We start from the raw sequence: 21,118 nt of genomic DNA on the forward strand, positions 1-21,118 counted from the left end.
GCGCAATGGCGGGGCGCGCGAGGGCGCAGCACCCGGCGGGCAGGGTTCCCCGGCCGGCGGATCGGGTGCACAAAGACCGCAAGCGCAGCCATGACGGGGCAGCCGCGATGAGCGTGTCCGCGCCTTTCATCAGCCGGCCGATCGCGACCTCCCTGCTCGGCGTCGCGGTACTGCTCTGCGGCATCCTCGGCTATCTGCGCCTGCCGGTCTCGGCCCTGCCGCAGGTCGATTTCCCGACCATCCAGATCACCACGCAGCTTCCCGGGGCGAACCCCGAGACGATCGCGTCGCTGGTGACGGCGCCGCTGGAGCGGCAGTTCGGGCAGATCCCGGCGCTCTCGACAATGTATTCGCAGAGCTCCTTCGGGCTCAGCCAGATCACGCTGCAATTCGATCTCGATCGCGACATCGATGCCGCCGCCCAGGACGTGCAATCGGCGATCAATGCGGCAGGCTCGACCTTGCCGCGCACGCTGCCCTATCCGCCGACCTATTCGAAGATCAACCCGGCCGACGCGCCAATCATGGTACTGGCGCTGACCTCAGAGACGGTCTCGCTGCGCCAGCTCAGCGATCTCGCCGACACGCTGCTCTCGCCGCGCCTCTCGGAAGTCTCCGGGGTCGGCCATGTCTCGATCGAGGGCGGCGTCAGGCCGGCAATCCGCATCCAGGCCGATCTCGCTCGCCTTGCCGCCTACGGCCTCGGCATGGAGGACCTGCGCACCGCCATCGTCAACGCCAATGTCGCCGGCTCGAAGGGCGCGCTCGACGGCAATCATCAGGCCTATACAATCAGCGCCAACGACCAGATCGGCAGCGCCTCGGCCTATCGCGACATCGTCGTCGCCTATCGCAGCGGCGCACCGATCTTCCTGCGTGACGTGGCCGTGGTGCTGGAGGACCTCGAGAACAGCCGCGTCGGCGCCTGGTTCCGCGGCAAGACGGCAGTCGTGCTCGACGTGATGCGCCAGCCCGGCGCCAACATCGTCACCACGGTCGCGCGGGTGAAAGAGGAGATTCCGCGCCTGCGCAACGGCATGCCGGCGGGCGTCGAGCTGCAGGTGGTCAGCGACCGCACCGAGACGATCCGCGCCTCGATCGCCGACGTCCAGTTCACGCTGGTTCTGGCCTGCGCGCTGGTGGTGCTGGTGGTGCTGCTGTTCCTGCGCACGGTGCGTGCCACGATCATCGCCGGCGTGGCGCTGCCGCTCTCGCTGATCGCGACCTTCGCGGTGATGTGGCTCGCCGGCTTCAGCCTCGACAATCTCTCGCTGATGGCGCTGACCATCGGCACCGGCTTCGTCGTCGACGATGCGATCGTGATGATCGAGAACATCGTGCGCAACATGGAGCAGGGCAAGAAGCCGCTCCGCGCCGCCTATGACGGCGCCAAGGAGATCGGTTTCACCGTGATCTCGCTGACGGTCTCGCTGGTGGCGGTCTTCATCCCACTGCTGTTCATGACCGGGCTGGTCGGCCGCATGTTCCGCGAATTCGCGCTGACGCTGACCATCGCGGTCGTGGTCTCGGCGGTGGTCTCGCTGACGCTGACGCCGATGATGTGCGCCCGCATGCTGCGCCAGGGCGGCCATGGTGCCGGCCAGGAGCGCGAGAACTGGCTGATGCGGCTGGCGGAGTGGCCGGTCACTGCGATGGCGCGGCTCTACGAGATCACGCTCGGCTGGGCGCTGAAGGCGCGCGGGCTCGTGCTGCTCGCCACTGTCGCCACGGCGGTGCTGACGGTGTGGATGTACATCGTCATCCCCAAGGGCTTCCTGCCGAGCCAGGACACCGGCCTGCTCAATGTCGTGCTCGAATCCTCGCCGGACGTCTCCTTCGTCGAGATGAAGCGGCTGCAGGAGAAGGCGACACGGGCCTTCGAGCAGGATGGCGACGTCACCGGCGTTGTTTCCGTGCTCGGCATCGGCCAGGCCAATGCCACCCTGAACACCGCCCGCCTGACGGTGACCCTGCGGCCCAAGGACGAGCGGCGCGACGACGCGGTGGTGATCGCCGAGCGGCTGCGCCTCGCCGCCGCCGCGATCCCGGGCCTAGTGGCCTATGTCCAGCCGGTGCAGGACATCCAGATCACGACCCGCGCCAGCCGCTCGCAATACCAGTACACCCTGACCGGAGCCGAGCAGGCCCAGGTCATGGAATGGGCGCGCAAGCTCTCGGAGGCACTGCGGCGCGAGTCGATCGTGCGCAACGTCGCCAACGAGACACAGGATGGCGGGCTGCGCGCCCATGTCGAGATCGACCGGGCCAAGGCGGGCCGGCTCGGCATCTCGATCCAGGCCGTCGACGACACGCTCTACGACGCCTTCGGCCAGCGGCAGATCGCGACGATCTACGAGCAGTCGAACCAGTATCGCGTGATCCTGGAGGCTGCGCCGCAATATCTGCGCGACCCGTCCGCGCTGTCGAAGCTCTACGTCACCGGCAACACCAACACGCAGGGGCAGACCAACACCGCCGGCACCATCACGGTGACGCAGAACAGCGTGCAGGTACCGCTCTCGTCCTTCACCCGGCTGATCCGCGAGACGGCGCCGCTCTCCATCGCCCATCAGGAGCAGTTCCCGGCGGCGACCATCAGCTTCGATCTCGCGCCCGGCGAAGCGCTCGGCGATGCCGTCACGATGATCGCCGCGGTCGAGCGCGAAATCGGCATGCCGAGTGCGATCTCCGGCGCCTTCAGCGCCGATGCCGCCGAATTCAATCGCTCACTCGCCAATCAGCCCTGGCTGATCCTCGCCGCGATCGTGACGATCTACCTCGTCCTCGGCATCCTCTACGAGAGCTATGTCCACCCGTTCACGATCCTGACGACGCTTCCTTCCGCTGGCGTAGGCGCCCTGCTCGCTTTGGTCCTGACCGGCCGCGAGCTCTCGATCGTCGCGCTGATCGGCATCATCCTGCTGATGGGCATCGTCAAGAAGAACGCGATCATGATGATCGACTTCGCGCTCGACGCCGAACGGCAGGAGGGGCTGTCGGCGGAGGAGGCCATCGTCAAGGCCTGCCTGCTGCGCTTCCGGCCGATCATGATGACGACGCTCGCGGCGCTGCTCGGCGCCCTGCCGCTGGCACTGGCGACCGGAACGGGGAGCGAATTGCGCCAGCCCCTCGGCATCACGATCGTTGGCGGCCTGCTGCTCAGCCAGCTCCTCACCCTCTACACCACGCCGGTGATCTATCTGGCGCTCGAGAACCTGCGCCGGCGCCTCGGCGGCGGCCGCGACGGCGTCGTGGCCCGTCCTGATCCGGAGGCGGCCGAGTGAGCGAGGTCTCCGACAAAAGCGACGACGACAAGGGCTGGAAGTCGGTCAGGGGCCTGTCCGACGCCTTCATCCTGCGCCCCGTCGGCACCACGCTGATGGCGATCGGCCTCTTCCTCGTCGGCATGGTCGCCTATGTCTTCCTGCCGGTGGCGAGCCTGCCCAGCGTCGACTTCCCGACGATCCGCGTCTTCGCCAGCCGGCCGGGCGCCGATCCTGCGACGATGGCCGGCAGCGTCGCCGCGCCCCTCGAGCGACGCCTGGGCTCGATCCCCGGCGTCACCGAGATCACCTCGACGAGCTCGCTGGGTTCGACCTCGATCGTGCTGCAGTTCGACCTGACGCGGAACACCGACAGCGCCGCCCGCGACGTCCAGGCCGCGCTGAACGCGGCTGCTACCGATCTGCCCGGCGACCTGCCGACCCTGCCGCAATTCCGCAAGGCCAACCCCAACGCCGCGCCGATCCTGATCCTGGCCCTGACCTCGGACACGATGACGCCGAGCGCGATGTACGACGCCGCCGATACCGTCATCGCCCAGCGCATCTCGCAGGTGGAGGGCGTCGGCGAGGTCACGGTCAACGGCGCCGAGCAGCCGGCGATCCGCGTTCGCGTCGATCCTGCCCAGCTTGCTGCCATGGGCCTGAGCCTCGACACGATCCGCACCGCCATCGTCGGCGCCAACACCGTCTCCGCGGTCGGCTCCTTCGACGGCGAGCGGCGCAGCGAGACGCTCTCCGCCAACAACCAGATCCGCGAGCCGGAAGATTACGGCAATATCGTCGTGCGCTCGGCCAGAGGCACGGTGGTCCGGCTCGCCGATGTCGCGACCGTCGAGCGCGGCGTGCGCAACAGCCGCGCCGCCGGCTGGTACAACGGCAAGCCGGCGATCCTCATCACCATCACCAAGCAGGCCGACGCCAACGTCATCGACACCGTCGACCGGGTGAAGGCGTTGCTGCCCGAGATCCAGCGCTGGGTGCCGGCCGGGATCCAGTTCTCGATCATGTCGGATCGCACGGTCACGATCCGTGCCTCGATCGCCGATATCCAGCATACGCTGCTGATCTCCATCGCCCTGGTGATGCTGGTCGTCTTCCTGTTCCTGCGCCGCACCACGCTCACCATCGCTGCCGGCGTCACCGTGCCGCTCTCCATCGCAGGCACCTTCGCCGCGATGTGGCTCGCCGGCTTCACGCTCGACAATCTCTCGCTGATGGCGGTGACGATCTCGGTCGGCTTCGTCGTCGACGACGCCATCGTCATGATCGAGAACATCGAGCGCAACGTCGCCCGGGGCATCTCGCCGCTGCGCGCCGCCTTGCTCGGCGCCGGCCAGATCGGCTTCACCGTGGTCTCGATCAGCCTCTCGCTGATCGCGGCCTTCATCCCGCTCTTCTTCATGGACGGGGTCGCCGGCCGCTTCTTCCGCGAGTTCACGCTGACGCTGACCTTCGCCATCCTCGTCTCGACGGCGGTCTCGCTCAGCGTCACGCCGATGGTCTGCGCGCATTTCCTGAAGAGCGGCCCACATGCCCCCAACCGCTTCGACCGGGCGGTCGAGCGCCTGCTGGCGGCGATGATCGGCTTCTATGCCCGCACGCTCACGGTCGTGCTGCGGCATAGCTGGCTGATGCTGGTCGTGATGGTCGCGACGGTGGCGCTGACCGTGCAGATGTTCCGCAGCGCCCCGAAGGGCTATTTCCCGCAGGACGACACCGGCCTGATCATCGGTTTCACCCAGGCTTCGACCGACATCTCCTTTCCGGCGATGGCGCAGCTCCAGCAGCAGGGGGCGGCGATCGTCGCGAGCGATCCTGCGATCCTCGGCGTCGCCTCCTTCATCGGTGGCGGCGGCTCGGTGAACACCGGGCGCTTCTTCGTCAGCCTGAAACCTCTGGAGGAACGCGGCCTGAGTTCGGCCCAGGTGGTCAATCGCCTGCGCGGACGCCTCGGCTCGATTCCGGGTCTGCGCATCTTCCTGACCCCGGTGCAGGATGTGCGCGCCGGTGGGCGGCAAGGCCGTTCGCAATACCAGTTCACGCTCTGGGATCCCGATCTGCCGGAGTTGCAGGAATGGGTGCCCAAGGTGCTGGAGAAACTGCGCACCCTGCCCGAACTCGTCGACGTCTCCACCGATCGCGAGCAGGGCGGCCTGCAGGCCAATGTCGTGATCGACCGTAACAAGGCTTCGCAATTCGGCGTCGCGATCCAGGCCATCGACAACGTGCTGGCGGACGCCTTCAGCCAGCGCCAGATCTCGACGATCTACGGCGCACGCAACCAGTACCGCGTCGTGCTCGAGGTCGCACCTTCGCGCAGCCGCGACCCCAATGACATCCTCGATCTCTATGTGCCCGGCCGCAACGGCGTGCAGGTGCCCCTGCGCAGCCTCGTCAAGGTCGAGCGCGGCACCGCGCCGCTCGTCATCAACCATCAGGGCCAGTTCCCGGCCGTGACGATCACCTACGATCTGGCTCCCGGCGTCGGCCTGCAGGAGGCGAGCGACGCGGTCGTCGCCGCCGTCGAGGGCCTGCACATGCCGGCCTCGCTGCGGGCGGAATTCGCCGGCGACGCCAAGGCGTTTTCGCAAGGCGCCGGCAGCCAGGGCATGATGATCCTGGTCGCGATCCTGGCGGTCTACATCATCCTCGGCGTTCTCTACGAGAGCCTGATCCACCCGGTGACGATCCTCTCGACCCTTCCGTCGGCCGGGCTGGGCGCGCTGATCGCGCTGCGGATCGCGGGGGCAGACCTCACCATCATCGCCTTCATTGGCATCATCCTGCTGATCGGCATCGTCAAGAAGAACGGCATCATGCTGGTCGACTTCGCCATCAGCGCCGAGCGCCAGCGCGCGATGCCGTCGCGCGAAGCGATCTTCGAGGCCTGCCTGGAGCGCTTCCGGCCAATCCTGATGACCACCCTCTCGGCCATGCTGGGTGCGGTGCCGCTGATGATCGCAACCGGTCCAGGCGCGGAGCTGCGCCGCCCGCTCGGCATCACCATCGTCGGCGGGCTGGTCCTCAGCCAGATCCTGACGCTCTACACCACGCCGATCATCTATCTCTGGATGAGCAAGCTGAGCGCGCGCCGGAAAGGTGAGGCAGCCGCCCCGGAGCCGGTTTCGGCCGGCACGACGCCAGGCTGATCCTTCCGGCCGGGCGCAGATCGCGTCGCTCGCTCTCCCGCCCGGACCGTGTAGGATCGCGCGCTCGGCTGGAGGCGGTTGATGTTCCTGAGTGTGTTCGACGTCTTCAAGATCGGGATCGGCCCGTCATCCTCGCATACGATGGGGCCGATGACGGCGGCGGCGCATTTCCTGGAGCTCCTGCGCCGGCACCCGTCCCGCGCGGATGCCGCGGCGGTCGGCGCCACGCTCTACGGCTCGCTCGCCTTCACCGGGAAGGGCCACGCCACGGATCGCGCCGTGGCGCTCGGCCTGCTCGGCTGGACGCCGGCCGAATTCGATTTCGACGCGGCAGCGCGTCAGCTCGATGCGCTCGGGGAAACGCATCTGCTGCGCCTCGACGGCCTGCCGCCGCTCGCCTTCGACCCGGCCGTCGACATCGTCTTCGACTACGGGCCGCCCTTGCCCGGCCATGCGAATGGGCTCGTCTTTTGCGCTCGCGATTCCGCCGGAGCCGAGTTCCTGTCCGAAACCTATTATTCGATCGGCGGCGGCTTCGTGGTGACGGCGCAGGAGCGCAAGGCGCCTCCCCTCGCCGCCACCACATCCTCCTGGCCCTATCCGTTCGCGAATGCGGCAACGATGCTGCGCATGGCGCGCGAAAGTGGGCTCTCGATCGCGCAGATGAAGCGTGCCAACGAGATCCACCTGCGCTCGGCGGACGAGGTCGACAACGGCCTTGCCCGCCTCTGGGCGGTGATGAACGGCTGCATCGAGCGGGGCCTTTGCCAAGAGGGCGAATTGCCGGGTGGCCTGCGCGTGCGCCGCCGGGCCGCGAAGATCCACCGGCAACTGGAGGCAGAGCGGCAGAGCAATCGCGCCCAGCCCCATGCGGCCTCGGACTGGCTCGGCGTCTATGCCATGGCCGTGAACGAGGAGAACGCGGCGGGTGGCCGGGTGGTGACCTCGCCGACCAACGGGGCGGCCGGCGTCGTGCCTGCCGTGCTGCGTTACTATCTCGACCATTGCGTCGGGGCCGAGCCCGGCAGGATCCCCGACTTCCTGCTGACGGCTGCGGCGATCGGCGGACTGATCAAGCACAACGCCTCGATCTCCGGCGCCGAGGCCGGCTGCCAAGGCGAAGTCGGCTCCGCCGCGGCGATGGCGGCGGCCGGGTTCTGCGCAGTGCTGGGCGGATCACCCGAGCAGGTCGAGAACGCTGCGGAGATCGCCCTCGAACACCATCTCGGCATGACCTGCGACCCTGCGGCAGGCCTCGTCCAGGTGCCCTGCATCGAGCGCAACGGCATCGGCGCGATCAAGGCGGTCGCGGCCGCCTCGCTCGCCCTGCGCGGCGACGGCTCGCATTTCATGCCGCTCGACAATTGCATCGAGGCGATGCGCCAGACCGGCGAAGCCATGAACGAGCGCTTCAAGGAAACCAGCCTCGGCGGTCTGGCGGTCAATCTGCCGGAATGCTGAGCCCTGAAGGCGAACCGGCTTTCGCCGGAAACGTCCTCAAGTCCCGCAAAATGTCGCGATCACGCGCTCATGTGCTGCAGGCGGGCGTGCGTGATCCTCACGGCCGGGCTGCGCGTCGAAAGGCCTGGAGAGAACGTCGATCAGGGTCTCGAACGGAGCGAAGTCATCGCGCTCCACGGCAGCCTGGATCGCCGCCTCGACCAGATGGTTTCGCGGGATGAACAGCGGGTTCGTGCCCAGCATGGCATCCTGCCGCTCATTCGCCGATGCAGGCTCCCGCGACAGGCGCCGGCGCCAGCGCTCGTCCCAGGCATCGAACGCGGCGGGGTCGGCAAAGAGGCCGCGGCAGGCCTGCGCGCCGTCAGCTCGCCCGGCCGCCTCGCTCAGGCGCCGGAAGACCAAAGTGAAATCGGCCTCGCCGCGCTGCATCGTCTCGAGCAGCGCCTTGATCAGCTCGACATCGTCAGCCTCCTCGGTGGCGAGGCCGAGCTTGCGACGGAAGCCTGCGATCAGGTTGTGCTGGAATTGCGGGTCGAACCGGCCGAGCGCCGCCTGCGCGATCGCCACGGCCCTGTCGGGGTCGTCGGCCAGCAGCGGCAGCAGCGCCTCGGCCAGGCGCGCCAGATTCCAGCGGGCGATCGGAGGCTGGTTGCCGAAGGCATAGCGCCCGTGTTCATCGATCGAGCTGAACACAGTCGTCGGATGATAGATATCCATGAAGGCGCAGGGCCCGTAATCGATGGTCTCGCCGGCGATCGACATGTTGTCGGTGTTCATCACGCCGTGGATGAAGCCGATCGTCATCCACTGCGCAACGAGCGCGGCCTGCGCGGCGACCACCGCCTCGAAGAGGGCGAGATAGCGACCATCGCCGGTGCAGTCCGGATAGTGCCGCTCGATCACGTGGTCGGCGAGCAGGCGCAGCGCCTCGACATCGCCGCGCGCGGCGAAAAACTGGAAGGTGCCGATCCGGATATGGCTGGAGGCGATGCGGGTCAGGACAGCGCCGGGCAATGCCGTCTCGCGCCTGACAGCCTCGCCGGTCAGGACCGCAGCTAGCGCGCGCGTCGTCGGGATGCCCAGCGCAGCCATCGCTTCGCTGACGATGTATTCGCGCAGGACCGGCCCCAGCGCCGCCCGGCCGTCGCCGCGACGCGAGAACGGGGTCGGGCCAGATCCCTTGAGCTGGAGATCCCGGCGCCTGCCGCGCCGATCGACCAGCTCGCCGAGCAGGATGGCTCGACCGTCGCCGAGCTGAGGGCTGAAGCCGCCGAACTGATGGCCCGCATAGGCGGTCGCGATCGATGCTGCGCCGACCGGTACGTCGTTGCCGGCCAGCATGGCCACGCCCTCCGGGCCTTCCAGCCAGTCGGGATCGAGCCCGAGGTCCAGTGCGAGCGGCGTGTTCAGCCGGATCAGACGGGGCGCAGCCACGGGCGTCGGGGCCACGGTCGCGTAGAAGCGCTCCGGCAGGCGCGCATAGGAATTGTCGAAGGCGATCGGGCTCATCGATCGTAGATATACGCGGAAAGCGCCATCGCAACATGAGGCCGAGCTCCGGCAGGCCGTTCCGCCGGCCGTCGCCTGCGGTGCCTCGCTTACTCCGTCGAGTCGAAATCGTCCTCCCGGGCGTGCAGGAGCGCGGCCAGCGTATGCAGGCCGAGATCGAGCTGCTCCATGCTCGGCGTCGCCAAAGCCAGCCTGACCGCGTTCGGCGCATGACCAGGCGTCGCCGCGAAGGTGCTCGACGGGGTCAGTGCGATGTCGCGCCGGGCCGCGGCCGCAACGAAGCTCTGCGAGCGCCAATGCGCCGGCAGCGTCAGCCACAGATGGTAGCAGTTCCTGTTGGCCTGGACCTCGAAGCCGGCGAGGCGCTCTGCCGCGAGTGCCTGGCGCGCGCGGGCATCGAGGCGCTTCGCCTCGGCGAGCTCGGCGATGGTGCCGTCGCTCATCATCCGCTGGGCGGCCGCGAAGGCGAACCCCGTCGCCGTCCAGCCGCCGGAACGCACCGAGGCCTTGATGCTCTCGCGCAGGCGTAGCGGCACCACGACGAAGCCCAGCGTCAGCCCCGGCGCGACCTTCTTGGACAGACTGTCGATCACGATGCAGGAGTCCGGCGCGAGCGCCGCCAGCGGCGGCCCATCCTCGAGGAAGCCATAGACATTGTCCTCGATGATCGGCAGGCCGAGCGCCTGGGCGACCCCCAGCAGATCGGCCCGGCGCGCCTGCGGCATCGTCGTTCCCAGCGGGTTCTGGACCGCCGGCTGGATATAGAGCGCCGACAGATGGGCTTCGCGATGCGCCTTCTCCACGGCGTCTGGCCGTATGCCACTCTCGTCCATCGCCAAAGGCACCAGCGTGATAGCCAATCGGGCGGCGATCCCCTTGATGAAGGGGTAGGTCAGGGCCTCGACGCCGCAGCGGCCGCCGGTCGGAACGAGAGCGGCGAGCGCCGCAGCGACGGATTGGCGGCCATTGCCGGTGAAGACCAGCTGCTCGGGCGCCGGAGTCCAGCCGCCTTGCGAGAGGAAGGCGGCACCAATGCTGCGGATCGCCGGCGTGCCGACGCTGGTTGCCTGCCGCAAGGCGGCATCGAGCGCCGCGGCCTCATCGAGGCCGGCGAGACTCCTGGCGATCAGAGCGGCCTGCCGCGGCAGGATCGGGTAGTTGAACTCGAGATCGATCCTTGTGCCGCTCGGTTCGCCGGGCGCCGCGACGCCACGCCTGGCCTCGCCCGAGACGAACGTGCCCCGGCCGACCTCGCCGACGACGAGCCCGCGGCGCAGCAGCTCGGCATAGACCCTGCTCGCCGTCGAGACGGCGATCTTGCGCTCATAGGCGAAGTTGCGCTGCGGCGGCAGGCGCTCGCCCGGCTTGAGCGTCCCGGCGGCGATATCGGCCGCGATCATGTCGGCCAGCCTCAGATAGTCGGATTTCGACATTTATTGCACCGAGATCAATGTTTTCATTGATCCGATATTTGTATCGGATCATTTTGCCTTCATCAACCTAGCCGCACCGGAAATCGCGAAGGTTACGACGGCCGAGGATCACCTCGTCGACGTGACGAGAGCGTGTTGCCGACGTCTGGCCCGGTGCTGCCCAACGGAGGCCAACATGTCTGCGGTTCTGCCGACCATCGCCCGCCTCGTCAGTGCAAAGCGCTCCGAGGCATGGCTCCGCTTGCCGGCCGCATGGTGCCAGGCCGTCGTGCGCTATTTCGAGCGCCGCGGCGCGATCGACCACCTGCGCGAGCTCGACGAGTGCGCCCTGCACGACATCGGCATCGCCAGAAGCCAGATCGAGGCGGCCGTGCAGGGGCGCATCCCACGCACCGGCCGGAAGCGCATGTGACGGACATGCGCGGCCGACACGCTGCCGATCGCAGATCATCGTCAGATTGAGGCCGACCGGTCAGCAGCTTCCCGAGCCCGTCCTCGGTGGTCATCCGATTCCGAGGCGAGGAGGACGGCAGGGGCTCGAACGCCGCCGGCCAGAGCTCGAGCGGCAGGTAATCTCGCGCGAGCGGTCGCTGACGCGGCGCATCCAACCGTGCCGTCGGTCGGCTACCGCCATCGCGCCCATTGAGGCTACCCCTCTTCCGAACGACGTCCCCTCGGGCCGGCGCGGCGAGACCTCGCCAATCCGGAACGGCCGGCCCATGATGCGGATCATGAGCGCCTGCGAAGCGAGCTATCCTCGCTTGTTAGTCACACGAAAAATGGTTACAAACGCAACTATATGATACCTCCTGCCGGCGGCGGGAGGGCTGCCGTGTCTTTCGGGAGGGTGTCATGAACGTTCGGAACACGGCTGCCGCGCAGGACGGCACGACCAGGAGCGCGATCGCGACCGGCTATATGTCCGGCTTCGGCAACGGCTTCGAGACCGAGGCCCTGCCGGGCGCGCTCCCGCTCGGCCGCAATTCGCCGCAGCAATGCGCCTACGGGCTCTATGCCGAGCAGCTCTCCGGCTCGCCCTTCACCGCGCCGCGCACCACCAATGAGCGCTCCTGGCTCTATCGCATCCGGCCGACGGTCGCCCATTGGAACACGTTCAGGAAGGTCGATACCCGCCTCTGGCGCACGGCACCGGCCCGCGAGGTCGACATGCCGATCGCGCCGCTGCGCTGGAGCCCGATCCCGATCCCATCGGAGCCGCTCTCCTTCGTCGAGGGCGTCCATAGCATCACCACGGCCGGCGATGCCGGCAGCCAGGGCGGCATGGGCGCGCATGTCTACCTGATCACGCGCTCGATGGTGGACGAGTACTTCTACAATGCCGATGGCGAGATGCTGTTCGTGCCGCAGCAAGGTTCCTTACGCCTGTGGACCGAGTTCGGCATCATCGATATCGAGCCGGGCGAGATCGCGGTCATCCCGCGCGGCGTCAAGATTCGGGTCGAGCTCACGGATGGCCCGGCCCGCGGCTATATCTGCGAGAACTATGGCGGCGCGTTCACTTTGCCGGAGCGCGGGCCGATCGGCGCCAACTGCCTCGCCAATCCCCGTGACTTCCTGACGCCGGTCGCGGCCTATGAGGACCACGACGCGCCCTCGAAGATGTATGTGAAATGGGGTGGTAATCTCTGGGCCGCCGATATCGCGCATTCGCCGCTCGACGTCGTCGCCTGGCACGGCAACTACGCGCCCTACAAATACGATCTCAGGCGCTTCTCGCCGGTCGGCCCGATCCTCTACGACCATGCCGATCCGTCGATCTTCACCGTGCTGACCTCGCCTTCGGAGACGCCCGGCACCGCCAACATCGACTTCGTCATCTTCTCCGACCGCTGGCTGGTGGCCGAGAACACCTTCCGCCCGCCCTGGTACCACATGAACGTGATGAGCGAGTTCATGGGGCTGGTCTACGGCGTCTACGACGCCAAGACCGGCGGCGGCTTCGTGCCGGGCGGCATTTCCCTGCACAACACGATGCTGCCGCATGGGCCGGATGTGGCCGCGTTCGAGAAGGCCAGCACCGTCGAACTGAAGCCGCACAAGCTCGAAGGCACCCTCGCCTTCATGTTCGAGACGCGTTTTCCCCAGCAGGTCACGGCCTTCGCCGCGCAGAGCGAGGCGTTGCAGCAGGACTATGGCGGCTACGGCCACAAGCTGACCAAGCATTTCGACCCGACCAAGCCCTGAGGCCGGGGCGTATTGGCTGCGCGGCACCTCAGATGCCGAGATAGGCCTCGCGGATGCGCGGATCGGCGATCAGTTCCTCGGCCGTGCCGCTGAAGCCGATGCGGCCTGTCTCCATGACATAGCCGCGATCGGCGATCCTGAGAGCCGCATAGGCGTTCTGCTCGACCAGCAGCACGGTGACCCCGAGCGATTTCAGGTTTTTCACCACGTCGAAGATCTGCGCCACCAGGATCGGCGCCAGCCCCATGCTCGGCTCGTCGAGCAGGAGGCAGGCGGGCCGGGCCATCAAGGCGCGGCCGATCGCCAGCATCTGCTGCTGGCCGCCGGAGAGGCCGCCGGCCGGCAGGTTGCGCTTCTCCTTCAGGATCGGGAACATGGCGAAGGCATCGGCCATGTCGCGCTCGACCCGTTCGTCGGCGAAGAGATAGGCGCCGAGCCGCAGATTCTCCTCGACGGTCAGGTTGGTGAAGATCAGCCGGCCTTCCGGCGACTGCGAAAGTCCCAAGGCCACGCGGCGATGCGCCGGAATCGCCTTCAACGCCTCGCCGCGGAAGATGATCGCGCCACCGCTCGCCGGCTGCACGCCGGAGATGCAGCGCAGCAGCGTCGTCTTGCCGGCACCGTTGGCGCCGACCACGGTGACGATCTCGCCCGAGCCGACTTCCAGGTCGACCCCGTGCAGGACCTCGATGCGGCCATAACGCGAGCGTAAGCCCTCAACCGAGAGCATGGCCCACCTCCGCGCTTTGTGTGCCGAGATAGGCCTCGATCACCCTGGGATCGCGCGAGACGGCGGCCGGCGCACCCTCGGCGATCTTCTCGCCGCGATCGAGCACGACGATGTGCTGGGATATCCGCATCACCATCTTCATGTCGTGCTCGACCAGGAGAATGGCGACGCCGGACCTGGCGACCTCGGCGATCAGGTGGTCGATCTCCTCGGTCTCGACGGCGTTGCAGCCGGCCGCCGGCTCGTCGAGCAGAAGGATGCGCGGCTCCAGCGCCAGAGCGCGCGCGATCTCCAAGCGCTTCAGCGCGCCATAGGAGAGCGAGGAGGCCTCCCGCTCGGCGCCGCGCGCCAGGCCGACGCGCTCCAGCAGTTCGGTGGCGCGCGCCCTGGCGTCGGCGCTGCGGCGGCGCGAGGACGGCAGGCTGAGGAGATCGCCGAGGATCGGCCCGCGTTCCCGGAGATGGCAGCCGGTCATGGCATTCTCCAGCACGCTCATGCGCTGGAAGATCTGCAGGTTCTGGAAGGTGCGGGAGAGGCCGCGCTCGGCGAGGCGGTTCGGCGCCAGGCCGGTGACGTCCTGCCCGTCCAGCGCGATCCGGCCGCGCTGCGGCTGATAGACGCCCGAGATCATGTTGAACAGCGTGGTCTTGCCCGCGCCGTTCGGACCGATCACCGAAACGATCTCGCCGGGCGAGACCGAGAAGCCGACATCGTTGACGGCGCGCAGGCCGCCGAAATCGATGCCGAGCCCTTCGACCGAGAGAAGCGTCATCAGCCCCTCCCCTTCAGGCGGCGCATGATCGAGGGCAGCAGCCCCTCGCGCATGAAGATCATCACCAGCATCATGATCAGGCCGAGGATGAGGTTCTCGTATTGCTGCAGCACAGTCAGCGCCTGCGGCAGCAGGGTCAGCGTCGCGGCGCCGAGGATGGCGCCGGGCACCGAGCCGACGCCACCGAACACCGTCATCGTCACCAGCTCGACCGAATGCAGGAAGCCGGCGACATCGGGCGTGATGAAGCGGTTCATCAGCGCCAGCAGCGAACCGGACAACGAGGCGTAGACGGCCGAGATCACGAAGGCCGAGAGTTTCAGCCGGGCGACGTCGACACCGACGGTGCGGGCCGCGACCTCTGAATCGTGCAGGGCACGCAGCGCCCGTCCCGAGGGGCTATCCTGCAGGTTGAGCGCGATCCAGGCGCCCGCGAGCATCGAGAGGCCGGTAGCGGCATACCAGAACTGGGCGTTGCTCAGGCCGATGCCGATGGCGGCAAGCACGCTGCGCAGGCCAAGCTCGGCGACCTCGCGCCCGTCCGGCCCGCCGGTGATCTTCGCCTCGTTGGCAAGGACCATCGAGACGAGGATGCCGAAGCCGAGGGTGGCGACGGCGAGGTAATAGCCCTTGAGGCGCAGGATCGGCCGTCCGATCAGCCAGGCGACGCCGCCCGATAAGACGGCGCCGAGCAGCATGGCGAGGCCGGGATGCAAACCGAGATAGCCCGGCGCCAGGGCGCAGGCATAGGCGCCGATTCCGGCGAAGCCGGCATGGCCGAGGCTGATCTGGCCGGCGAAGCCGATCAGCACGACGAGGCCGGTAACAGCGAGCCCGTTGACGAAGATCAGCGCGCCGATGCGGTAGTAGAAATTCGAAGGGAAGAAGGCCGGCGCCAGTGCGATCAGCGCCGCCAGCACGATCAGGATCAGATGCTTTTGGGACAGGCGCATCGTCAGACCCGGTCCATCGCCTTGCGGCCGAACAGCCCTTGAGGCCGCGCGAACAGGATCACGAGGATCAGCACGAAGGCGACCGCGTCCTTGTAGACCGAACTGACGTAGCCGGCGGTCAGCGCCTCGATCAGTCCGAGCAGCAGGCCGCCGATCAACGCCCCGGCCGGAACGCCCATGCCGCCGAGCATGGCGGCGGCGAAGCCCTTCAACGCCATCGCGACGCCGAGATCATAACTGGTGAGGGTGATCGGGGTGACGAGCACGCCGGCGAGCGCGCCGATCGCGGCCGAGACGGCGAAGCTCAGTGTCATCATGTGATTGGGATTGATGCCGACCAGGCTCGCCGCGATGCGGTTGTTGGCGGTGGCGAGCACGGCCTTGCCGGTCAGCGTGCGGGCGAAGAACAGCCACAGGACAACGAAGATCGCGACCGCCCCGGCGATGACCCAGAGGCCCTGCGGCAGCATCGTCGCGCCGAAGACCCTGAGCGGATCATCGCCGGAGAAGCTCGGGAAGCGGTGGAGTTGCTTGTCGAAGACGAGCTGGGCGCTGCCGCGCAGGAAGATCGAGGCGCCGATGGTGATGATGATCAGGCTGGCGACCGGCGCGCCGCGCGCCGGCTCGATCGCGAGCTTGTTGAGGAGCACGCCGATCGTCGCGGCGGCGAGGATGGCGAGCAGCGCCGCCAGCGGCAGCGGGATGCCGGCCTGCCAGGCGAAGAAGGTGATCATGCCGCCGAGCATGACGAACTCGCCCTGGGCGAAGTTCACCACGTCGGAGGCGTTGTAGATCAGGGTGAAGCCAAGCGCGACGAGCGCATAGACAGCCCCAACCGTCACGCCCGACAACAGGTATTGGAGAAGTTCGGGCACTCTAGGCTCCCCGTGGCGAGATCAGATGCTGAAGGCCAGTCCAGCCCGTCATGCTCGCCCTTGTGGCGAGCATCCACGTCTTGAACACCGCCTTGCCCGAGGGAAGACGTGGATGGTCGGGACAAGCCCGACCATGACGCAAAGGGCGTCGCTCAGCGACCGCAGACGCGCCCCATTCCGGCGCCCTACTGCACCAGTGCCCAGTTGCCGCCCTTGATCTCGAGCATGCGGAAGGCGGAAAGGTCGAGGCCGAGATGGTCTGATGCCGCCATGTTGAAGGTGCCGGTGACGCCGACGAAGCCCTTGGTGCCCTCGAGCGCGTCGCGGATCGCCTTCGGCTCGGCCTTGCCGGCACGCTTGATCGCATCGACCAGCAGCCGCAGGCCATCATGTGCATAGCCGCCGAAGGTGGAGGCGGGCTGGTTGAACTTCGCCTGGTAGGTGCTCGTATAGGCCGAGACGACCGCCTTCTGCGGGTCGTTCGCCGGCAGGAGGCTAGCGACGAGGACGGCGGTGCCTGGCAGGCGCACGCCTTCCGAGGCCGGGCCGGCGAGGTCGATGAAGCTCTTCGAAGCGACGCCATGCGACTGGTAGAGCGGTGTCTTGATGCCGAGCTGGCCGTAATTGCGGGTCACGATCGCCGGGCCCTGGCCGAAGCCGGGATTGAGGATCGCCTGCACATCGGCCTTGGAGCGGATATTGGTGAGCTGCGGGGTCATGTCGGCGTCGTTCGGGCCATAGGTCTCCTCCGCCAGCACGGTGATGCCGAACTCGCCGATGACCTGCAGGCACTGCTTGCGCATCGAGGCGCCGAAGCCGTCAGAGCCTGAGATCAGCGCGATCTTGCTGAAGCCCTTGGCCTTCATGTCCTCGAAGATCTTGCGGCAGGCCATCCGGTCGGTATGCGGCGTCTTGAAGACGAAGGGCTTCACGGGATCGACGATCTCGATCGCGCCCGCCAGCGAGATGAACGGGATCTTGGCGTTCTCGACGACCGAGATGATCGACATGGTGGTGCCGGTGGTCGAGCCGCCGACGATCGCGACGACCTCGTCGTCCTCGACCAGGCGGGTGGCGAAGGTGCGCGCCTTGTTCGGATCGCCGCCATCGTCATAGAGGACGAGCTTGAGCTTCTGGCCGAGCACGCCGCCGGCGGCATTGATCTCGTCGACCAGCATCTTGAGGGTCTTGGCCTCGGGGTCGCCGAGCGAGGAGGCCGGGCCGGTCTCGGAGACCGAGGCGCCGATCTTGATGTCGGCGAAGGCCGGGCCAGCCAGGCCGAGCGTCAGCGCGAGCGCGCCGCCGATTAGTCCGAACTTCATCGTTTCCTCCACCGTCCCAGGCGCTTTTTTGTCGAAGCGCTTTGTGGCTGTCGCCGCGCCGCCGAAGGTTCGGAGCACAGTCCTTATCGTTCCCCGCAGACTCGATCGGCTTGGATCGGGCGGACCCATCCAGCTTGCTCGCGCCTGTGTTGAGTTAATAATTGACCGACCGTTCGGACTATGCAAGGAATTTTTTGGAGCGACGGCCCAAGGCCGCGACGATATGGGAGGACGGCGCGTGTCCGACACGGTCAAGATCGAGCTCGCCGACGGCCTGCTGCGGCTGACGCTCAATCGTCCCGACAAGCTGAATGCCTTCAACGACGAGATGCATCTGGCGCTGCGTGCCGGCTTCCAGCGTGCGCATGACGAGAGCGACATCCGCGCGGTGCTGCTCACCGGCGCCGGCCGCGGCTTCTGCGCCGGCCAGGACCTCGGCGATCGCGATCCGCGCAAGGAGACGGCGCCGGATCTCGGCCGCACGATCGAAAGCTTCTATAATCCGCTGATCCGCCAGATCCGCAGTCTCGACAAGCCGGTCGTCTGCGCGGTCAACGGCGTCGCCGCCGGCGCCGGCGCCAATATCGCGATCGCCTGCGACATCGTGCTGGCGGCGCGGTCGGCGAAGTTCATCCAGGCCTTCTCGAAGATCGGCCTCATCCCCGATTCCGGCGGAACCTGGAGCCTCGCGCAATTGCTCGGCGAAGCCCGCGCCAAGGCGCTCGCGCTGACCGCGGAGCCGCTGACGGCGGAAACCGCCGCCGCCTGGGGCCTGATCTGGCGCACCGTCGACGATGCAGAGCTGATGAGCGAGGCCGAGGCACTCGGCAAGAAGCTCGCCGCCGGCCCGACCTTCGGGCTCGGCCTGATCAAGCAGGCGATCCAGGCCGCGGCCGGCAACACCCTCGACCAGCAGCTCGATCTCGAGCGCGATTTGCAGCGCCGGGCCGGCCGCAGCGCCGACTATGCCGAGGGCGTGCTCGCCTTCCTCGACAAGCGCCAGCCGAAGTTCAGCGGACGATGAGCCTGGACTTCTCCGATCCGGTCGCCGTCGCCCGCGCCTCTGCCGCGGCGATGTGGGAGAAGGACCTCGCTTCCCGCAGCCTCGGCATGAGCCTCGATGCGGTCGGCCCCGGCGAGGCGCGGCTGTCGCTGACCGTCACGGCCGAAATGACCAACGGCCACAAGACCTGCCATGGCGGCTACATCTTCACATTGGCGGATTCGGCCTTTGCCTTCGCCTGCAACAGCTACAACCAGAACACCGTCGCGCAGCATTGCTCGGTGACCTTCCTGCGCCCGGCCTTCGCGGGCGACCGCCTCACTGCGAGCGCGCGCGAAGTCTCGCGCATCGGCCGCGGCGGCATCTACGACATCACGGTGACGAACCAGAACGGCGAGCATGTCGCGGAATTCCGCGGCCATTCCCGCACCGTCAAGGGCACGCCGATACCCGTACCGGACTGAACGCACCGGCTGAAACAGGACTGAAGCGGAGGAGACCCATGGAAGACCTTTCGCCCCGCCCGGGCGAGCTCGACCCCATCGAAACGGCCTCCCGCGACGAGATCTCGGCGCTCCAGCTCAAGCGGCTGAAGACGACGCTCGACCATGCCTATCGCAACTCTCCGCACTACCGGGCGACGTTCGACGAGGCCGGCGTTCATCCGGACGATCTCAGGACGCTGTCCGATCTCGCCAAGTTCCCGTTCACGGTGAAGCAGGACCTGCGCGACACCTATCCGTTCGGGATGTTCGCGGTGCCTCGAGAAAAGGTCGCCCGCATCCACGCCTCTTCCGGCACGACCGGCAAGCCGACGGTCGTCGGCTACACCCAGAACGACATCGAGATGTGGGCGACTTGCGTCGCCCGCTCGATCCGGGCGGCGGGCGGACGGGCCGGCGACATCTGCCATGTCGCCTATGGCTACGGCCTGTTCACCGGCGGGCTCGGCGCCCATTACGGCGCCGAGAAGCTCGGCTGCACGGTCATCCCGATCTCAGGCGGCATGACCGAGCGCCAGGTCTGCCTGATCCAGGATTTCAAGCCGCGCATCATCATGGTGACGCCGTCCTACATGCTGTCGATCCTCGACGAATTCCGCCGCCAGGGCATCGATCCGCGCAGCTCCTCGCTGGCGGTCGGCATCTTCGGCGCCGAGCCGTGGACCAATGCGATGCGCGCCGAGATCCAGCAGGATTTCGACATGCACGCCGTCGACATCTACGGCCTGTCCGAGGTGATCGGCCCGGGCGTCGCCAGCGAATGCGTCGAGACCAAGGACGGCCTCCATGTCTGGGAGGACCATTTCTACCCGGAGATCATCGATCCCGAGACCGGCGCGGTCCTGCCCGACGGCGAGATGGGCGAGTTGGTCTTCACGTCGCTGACCAAGGAAGCGCTGCCGATCATCCGCTATCGCACCCGCGACCTGACCCGGCTGCTGCCGGGCACGGCGCGGGCGATGCGCCGGATCGAGAAGATCACCGGCCGCACCGACGACATGATGATCCTGCGCGGCGTCAACATCTTCCCGACGCAGATCGAGGAGCAGTTGCTGAAATGCGGCGGGCTCGCCCCGCATTTCCAGATCGAGCTCGTGCGCGCCGGCCGCATGGACGACATGGTCGTGCATGTCGAGGCGATGCCGCACGCAGCCGATGCCGACGCGCGCGCTGCGTCAGCCAAGGAGCTTGCGCACCACATCAAAAGCGTGGTGGGGGTGAGCACTAGGATCGAGGTCGGCGACCCCGATTCGGTCGAGCGCTCGGCCGGCAAGGCCAGGCGCGTCGTCGACAACCGGCCGAAAGGATGACAGGCGATGGCCCGCACCAGGGCTGCGGATTTCGACGAGAAGCGGCGCAGCATCCTCGACAGCGCCGCAGCCGTCTTCGCCAAGCTCGGCATGGAGCGCGCCTCGATGGCGCAGATCGCCCAGGAGAACAACGTCTCCAAGGCGCTGCTCTACCATTACTATCCGAGCAAGGACCTGCTGATCTTCGATATCGGCCGGACCCATCTCGTCGAGCTGGAGGCGGCGATCATCGAGGCCGACCGGCCCGATCTCGAGCCAAGGGCGCGCCTGCGCCATCTGATCGGCGGCGTGCTCGAGAACTATCGCACGGCCTCGAACTTCCACCAGGTCCTGCTCAACGGCACCGGCTCGCTCACCGACGCCCAGAGGCTGGAACTGCGCGAGATGGAGCGCCGCATCGTCAAGGCGTTCTCGGACGTGCTGGTCGACATCAACCCGGCGCTGGCGAAAAGCAGCGCCGGTGTGACGCCGGTCACCATGTCGCTCTTCGGCATCCTGAACTGGGTCTACACCTGGTTCCGGCCGAGCGGCGCGCTCAGCCGCGAAGGCTATGCCGACATGGTCACCACGCTGTTCCTCGACGGCGCCAGCGCGATGAAATAGGCGGCG

16 protein-coding genes are annotated in these 21,118 nt (G+C 67.5%); 9 read left to right on the top strand and 7 right to left on the bottom strand.

Annotation, left to right across the window (positions count from 1 at the left end):
* The first annotated feature begins 107 nt into the window (after positions 1-107).
* From CXY91_RS19355 to CXY91_RS19365, 3 genes are all read left to right on the top strand, one after another.
* On the top strand, positions 108-3,284 hold the full coding sequence (locus tag CXY91_RS19355) for an efflux RND transporter permease subunit (protein WP_100962934.1): 3,177 nt from the start codon (positions 108-110) through the stop codon (positions 3,282-3,284).
* Complete coding sequence (locus CXY91_RS19360) at positions 3,281-6,433, top strand: efflux RND transporter permease subunit (protein ID WP_280141477.1); 3,153 nt, start codon at positions 3,281-3,283, stop codon at positions 6,431-6,433. The genes CXY91_RS19355 and CXY91_RS19360 overlap by 4 nt, the downstream gene beginning before the upstream one ends.
* 81 nt (positions 6,434-6,514) lie before the next feature.
* Complete coding sequence (locus CXY91_RS19365; RefSeq protein ID WP_100962860.1) at positions 6,515-7,894, top strand: L-serine ammonia-lyase; 1,380 nt, start codon at positions 6,515-6,517, stop codon at positions 7,892-7,894.
* 36 nt (positions 7,895-7,930) lie between these two features.
* Here CXY91_RS19365 and CXY91_RS19370 read toward each other — a convergent pair whose 3' ends face one another.
* Positions 7,931-9,403 (bottom strand): protein adenylyltransferase SelO, encoded by a 1,473-nt coding sequence (locus tag CXY91_RS19370; RefSeq protein WP_100962861.1) that lies wholly within the window; start codon positions 9,401-9,403, stop codon positions 7,931-7,933.
* A gap of 89 nt (positions 9,404-9,492) precedes the next feature.
* Entirely contained in the window at positions 9,493-10,836 is a 1,344-nt protein-coding gene (locus CXY91_RS19375; protein ID WP_100962862.1) for an aminotransferase-like domain-containing protein, read from the bottom strand.
* Positions 10,837-11,011: 175 nt separating this feature from the next.
* Here CXY91_RS19375 and CXY91_RS19380 point away from each other — a divergent pair, with 175 nt between their 5' ends.
* Both CXY91_RS19380 and hmgA read left to right on the top strand, forming a co-directional pair.
* The gene (locus CXY91_RS19380; protein ID WP_100962863.1) at positions 11,012-11,248 is read left to right on the top strand and encodes a DUF1127 domain-containing protein; all 237 of its coding nucleotides are present in this window, start codon (positions 11,012-11,014) and stop codon (positions 11,246-11,248) included.
* 440 nt (positions 11,249-11,688) lie between these two features.
* On the top strand, positions 11,689-13,041 hold the full coding sequence (hmgA, locus tag CXY91_RS19385; RefSeq protein ID WP_100962864.1) for a homogentisate 1,2-dioxygenase: 1,353 nt from the start codon (positions 11,689-11,691) through the stop codon (positions 13,039-13,041).
* A gap of 28 nt (positions 13,042-13,069) precedes the next feature.
* On the opposite strand, the gene CXY91_RS19390 is transcribed toward hmgA, so the two are convergent.
* From CXY91_RS19390 to CXY91_RS19410, 5 genes are all read right to left on the bottom strand, one after another.
* Positions 13,070-13,771: an ABC transporter ATP-binding protein gene (locus CXY91_RS19390; protein ID WP_091833204.1), complete on the bottom strand. Its 702-nt coding sequence runs from the start codon at positions 13,769-13,771 to the stop codon at positions 13,070-13,072.
* On the bottom strand, positions 13,758-14,543 hold the full coding sequence (locus CXY91_RS19395; protein WP_100962865.1) for an ABC transporter ATP-binding protein: 786 nt from the start codon (positions 14,541-14,543) through the stop codon (positions 13,758-13,760). Before CXY91_RS19395 ends, CXY91_RS19390 begins: the two co-directional genes overlap by 14 nt.
* Entirely contained in the window at positions 14,543-15,496 is a 954-nt protein-coding gene (locus CXY91_RS19400; protein WP_199777510.1) for a branched-chain amino acid ABC transporter permease, read from the bottom strand. Before CXY91_RS19400 ends, CXY91_RS19395 begins: the two co-directional genes overlap by 1 nt.
* A gap of 2 nt (positions 15,497-15,498) precedes the next feature.
* Positions 15,499-16,371: a branched-chain amino acid ABC transporter permease gene (locus tag CXY91_RS19405; RefSeq protein ID WP_091833196.1), complete on the bottom strand. Its 873-nt coding sequence runs from the start codon at positions 16,369-16,371 to the stop codon at positions 15,499-15,501.
* A 185-nt stretch (positions 16,372-16,556) separates the two neighbouring features.
* Entirely contained in the window at positions 16,557-17,693 is a 1,137-nt protein-coding gene (locus CXY91_RS19410; protein ID WP_100962935.1) for an ABC transporter substrate-binding protein, read from the bottom strand.
* Positions 17,694-17,916: 223 nt separating this feature from the next.
* On the opposite strand from CXY91_RS19410, the gene paaG reads away from it, so the two are divergent.
* Genes paaG through CXY91_RS19430 form a run of 4 tightly spaced genes read left to right on the top strand, consistent with a single transcriptional unit; the run spans position 17,917 to position 21,112 of the window.
* Complete coding sequence (paaG, locus tag CXY91_RS19415) at positions 17,917-18,717, top strand: 2-(1,2-epoxy-1,2-dihydrophenyl)acetyl-CoA isomerase PaaG (RefSeq protein WP_100962867.1); 801 nt, start codon at positions 17,917-17,919, stop codon at positions 18,715-18,717.
* Positions 18,714-19,160, top strand: coding sequence for a hydroxyphenylacetyl-CoA thioesterase PaaI (gene paaI, locus CXY91_RS19420; RefSeq protein WP_100962868.1), 447 nt, complete (start codon positions 18,714-18,716; stop codon positions 19,158-19,160). Before paaG ends, paaI begins: the two co-directional genes overlap by 4 nt.
* 38 nt (positions 19,161-19,198) lie before the next feature.
* Complete coding sequence (gene paaK, locus CXY91_RS19425; protein ID WP_100962869.1) at positions 19,199-20,509, top strand: phenylacetate--CoA ligase PaaK; 1,311 nt, start codon at positions 19,199-19,201, stop codon at positions 20,507-20,509.
* Between the two features lie 6 nt (positions 20,510-20,515).
* The gene (locus CXY91_RS19430) at positions 20,516-21,112 is read left to right on the top strand and encodes a TetR/AcrR family transcriptional regulator (RefSeq protein ID WP_100962870.1); all 597 of its coding nucleotides are present in this window, start codon (positions 20,516-20,518) and stop codon (positions 21,110-21,112) included.
* Positions 21,113-21,118: the final 6 nt, after the last annotated feature.

Origin of the sequence: Allobosea sp. FBZP-16 (genome assembly GCF_002831785.1) — a bacterium.
GTDB classification, from domain to species: domain Bacteria; phylum Pseudomonadota; class Alphaproteobacteria; order Rhizobiales; family Beijerinckiaceae; genus Allobosea; species Allobosea lupini.

Bases quoted from the DNA above. Each gene is read 5' to 3' on its own strand.
- hmgA (WP_100962864.1), top strand. From the start codon at position 11,689: ATGAACGTTCGGAACACGGCTGCCGCGCAGGACGGCACGACCAGGAGC.
- paaG (WP_100962867.1), top strand. From the start codon at position 17,917: ATGGGAGGACGGCGCGTGTCCGACACGGTCAAGATCGAGCTCGCCGAC.
- CXY91_RS19365 (WP_100962860.1), top strand. From the start codon at position 6,515: ATGTTCCTGAGTGTGTTCGACGTCTTCAAGATCGGGATCGGCCCGTCA.
- CXY91_RS19355 (WP_100962934.1), top strand. From the start codon at position 108: ATGAGCGTGTCCGCGCCTTTCATCAGCCGGCCGATCGCGACCTCCCTG.
- CXY91_RS19430 (WP_100962870.1), top strand. From the start codon at position 20,516: ATGGCCCGCACCAGGGCTGCGGATTTCGACGAGAAGCGGCGCAGCATC.
- CXY91_RS19380 (WP_100962863.1), top strand. From the start codon at position 11,012: ATGTCTGCGGTTCTGCCGACCATCGCCCGCCTCGTCAGTGCAAAGCGC.
- CXY91_RS19370 (WP_100962861.1), bottom strand. From the start codon at position 9,403: ATGAGCCCGATCGCCTTCGACAATTCCTATGCGCGCCTGCCGGAGCGC.
- CXY91_RS19375 (WP_100962862.1), bottom strand. From the start codon at position 10,836: ATGTCGAAATCCGACTATCTGAGGCTGGCCGACATGATCGCGGCCGAT.
- CXY91_RS19390 (WP_091833204.1), bottom strand. From the start codon at position 13,771: ATGCTCTCGGTTGAGGGCTTACGCTCGCGTTATGGCCGCATCGAGGTC.
- CXY91_RS19395 (WP_100962865.1), bottom strand. From the start codon at position 14,543: ATGACGCTTCTCTCGGTCGAAGGGCTCGGCATCGATTTCGGCGGCCTG.
- paaI (WP_100962868.1), top strand. From the start codon at position 18,714: ATGAGCCTGGACTTCTCCGATCCGGTCGCCGTCGCCCGCGCCTCTGCC.
- paaK (WP_100962869.1), top strand. From the start codon at position 19,199: ATGGAAGACCTTTCGCCCCGCCCGGGCGAGCTCGACCCCATCGAAACG.
- CXY91_RS19400 (WP_199777510.1), bottom strand. From the start codon at position 15,496: ATGCGCCTGTCCCAAAAGCATCTGATCCTGATCGTGCTGGCGGCGCTG.
- CXY91_RS19410 (WP_100962935.1), bottom strand. From the start codon at position 17,693: ATGAAGTTCGGACTAATCGGCGGCGCGCTCGCGCTGACGCTCGGCCTG.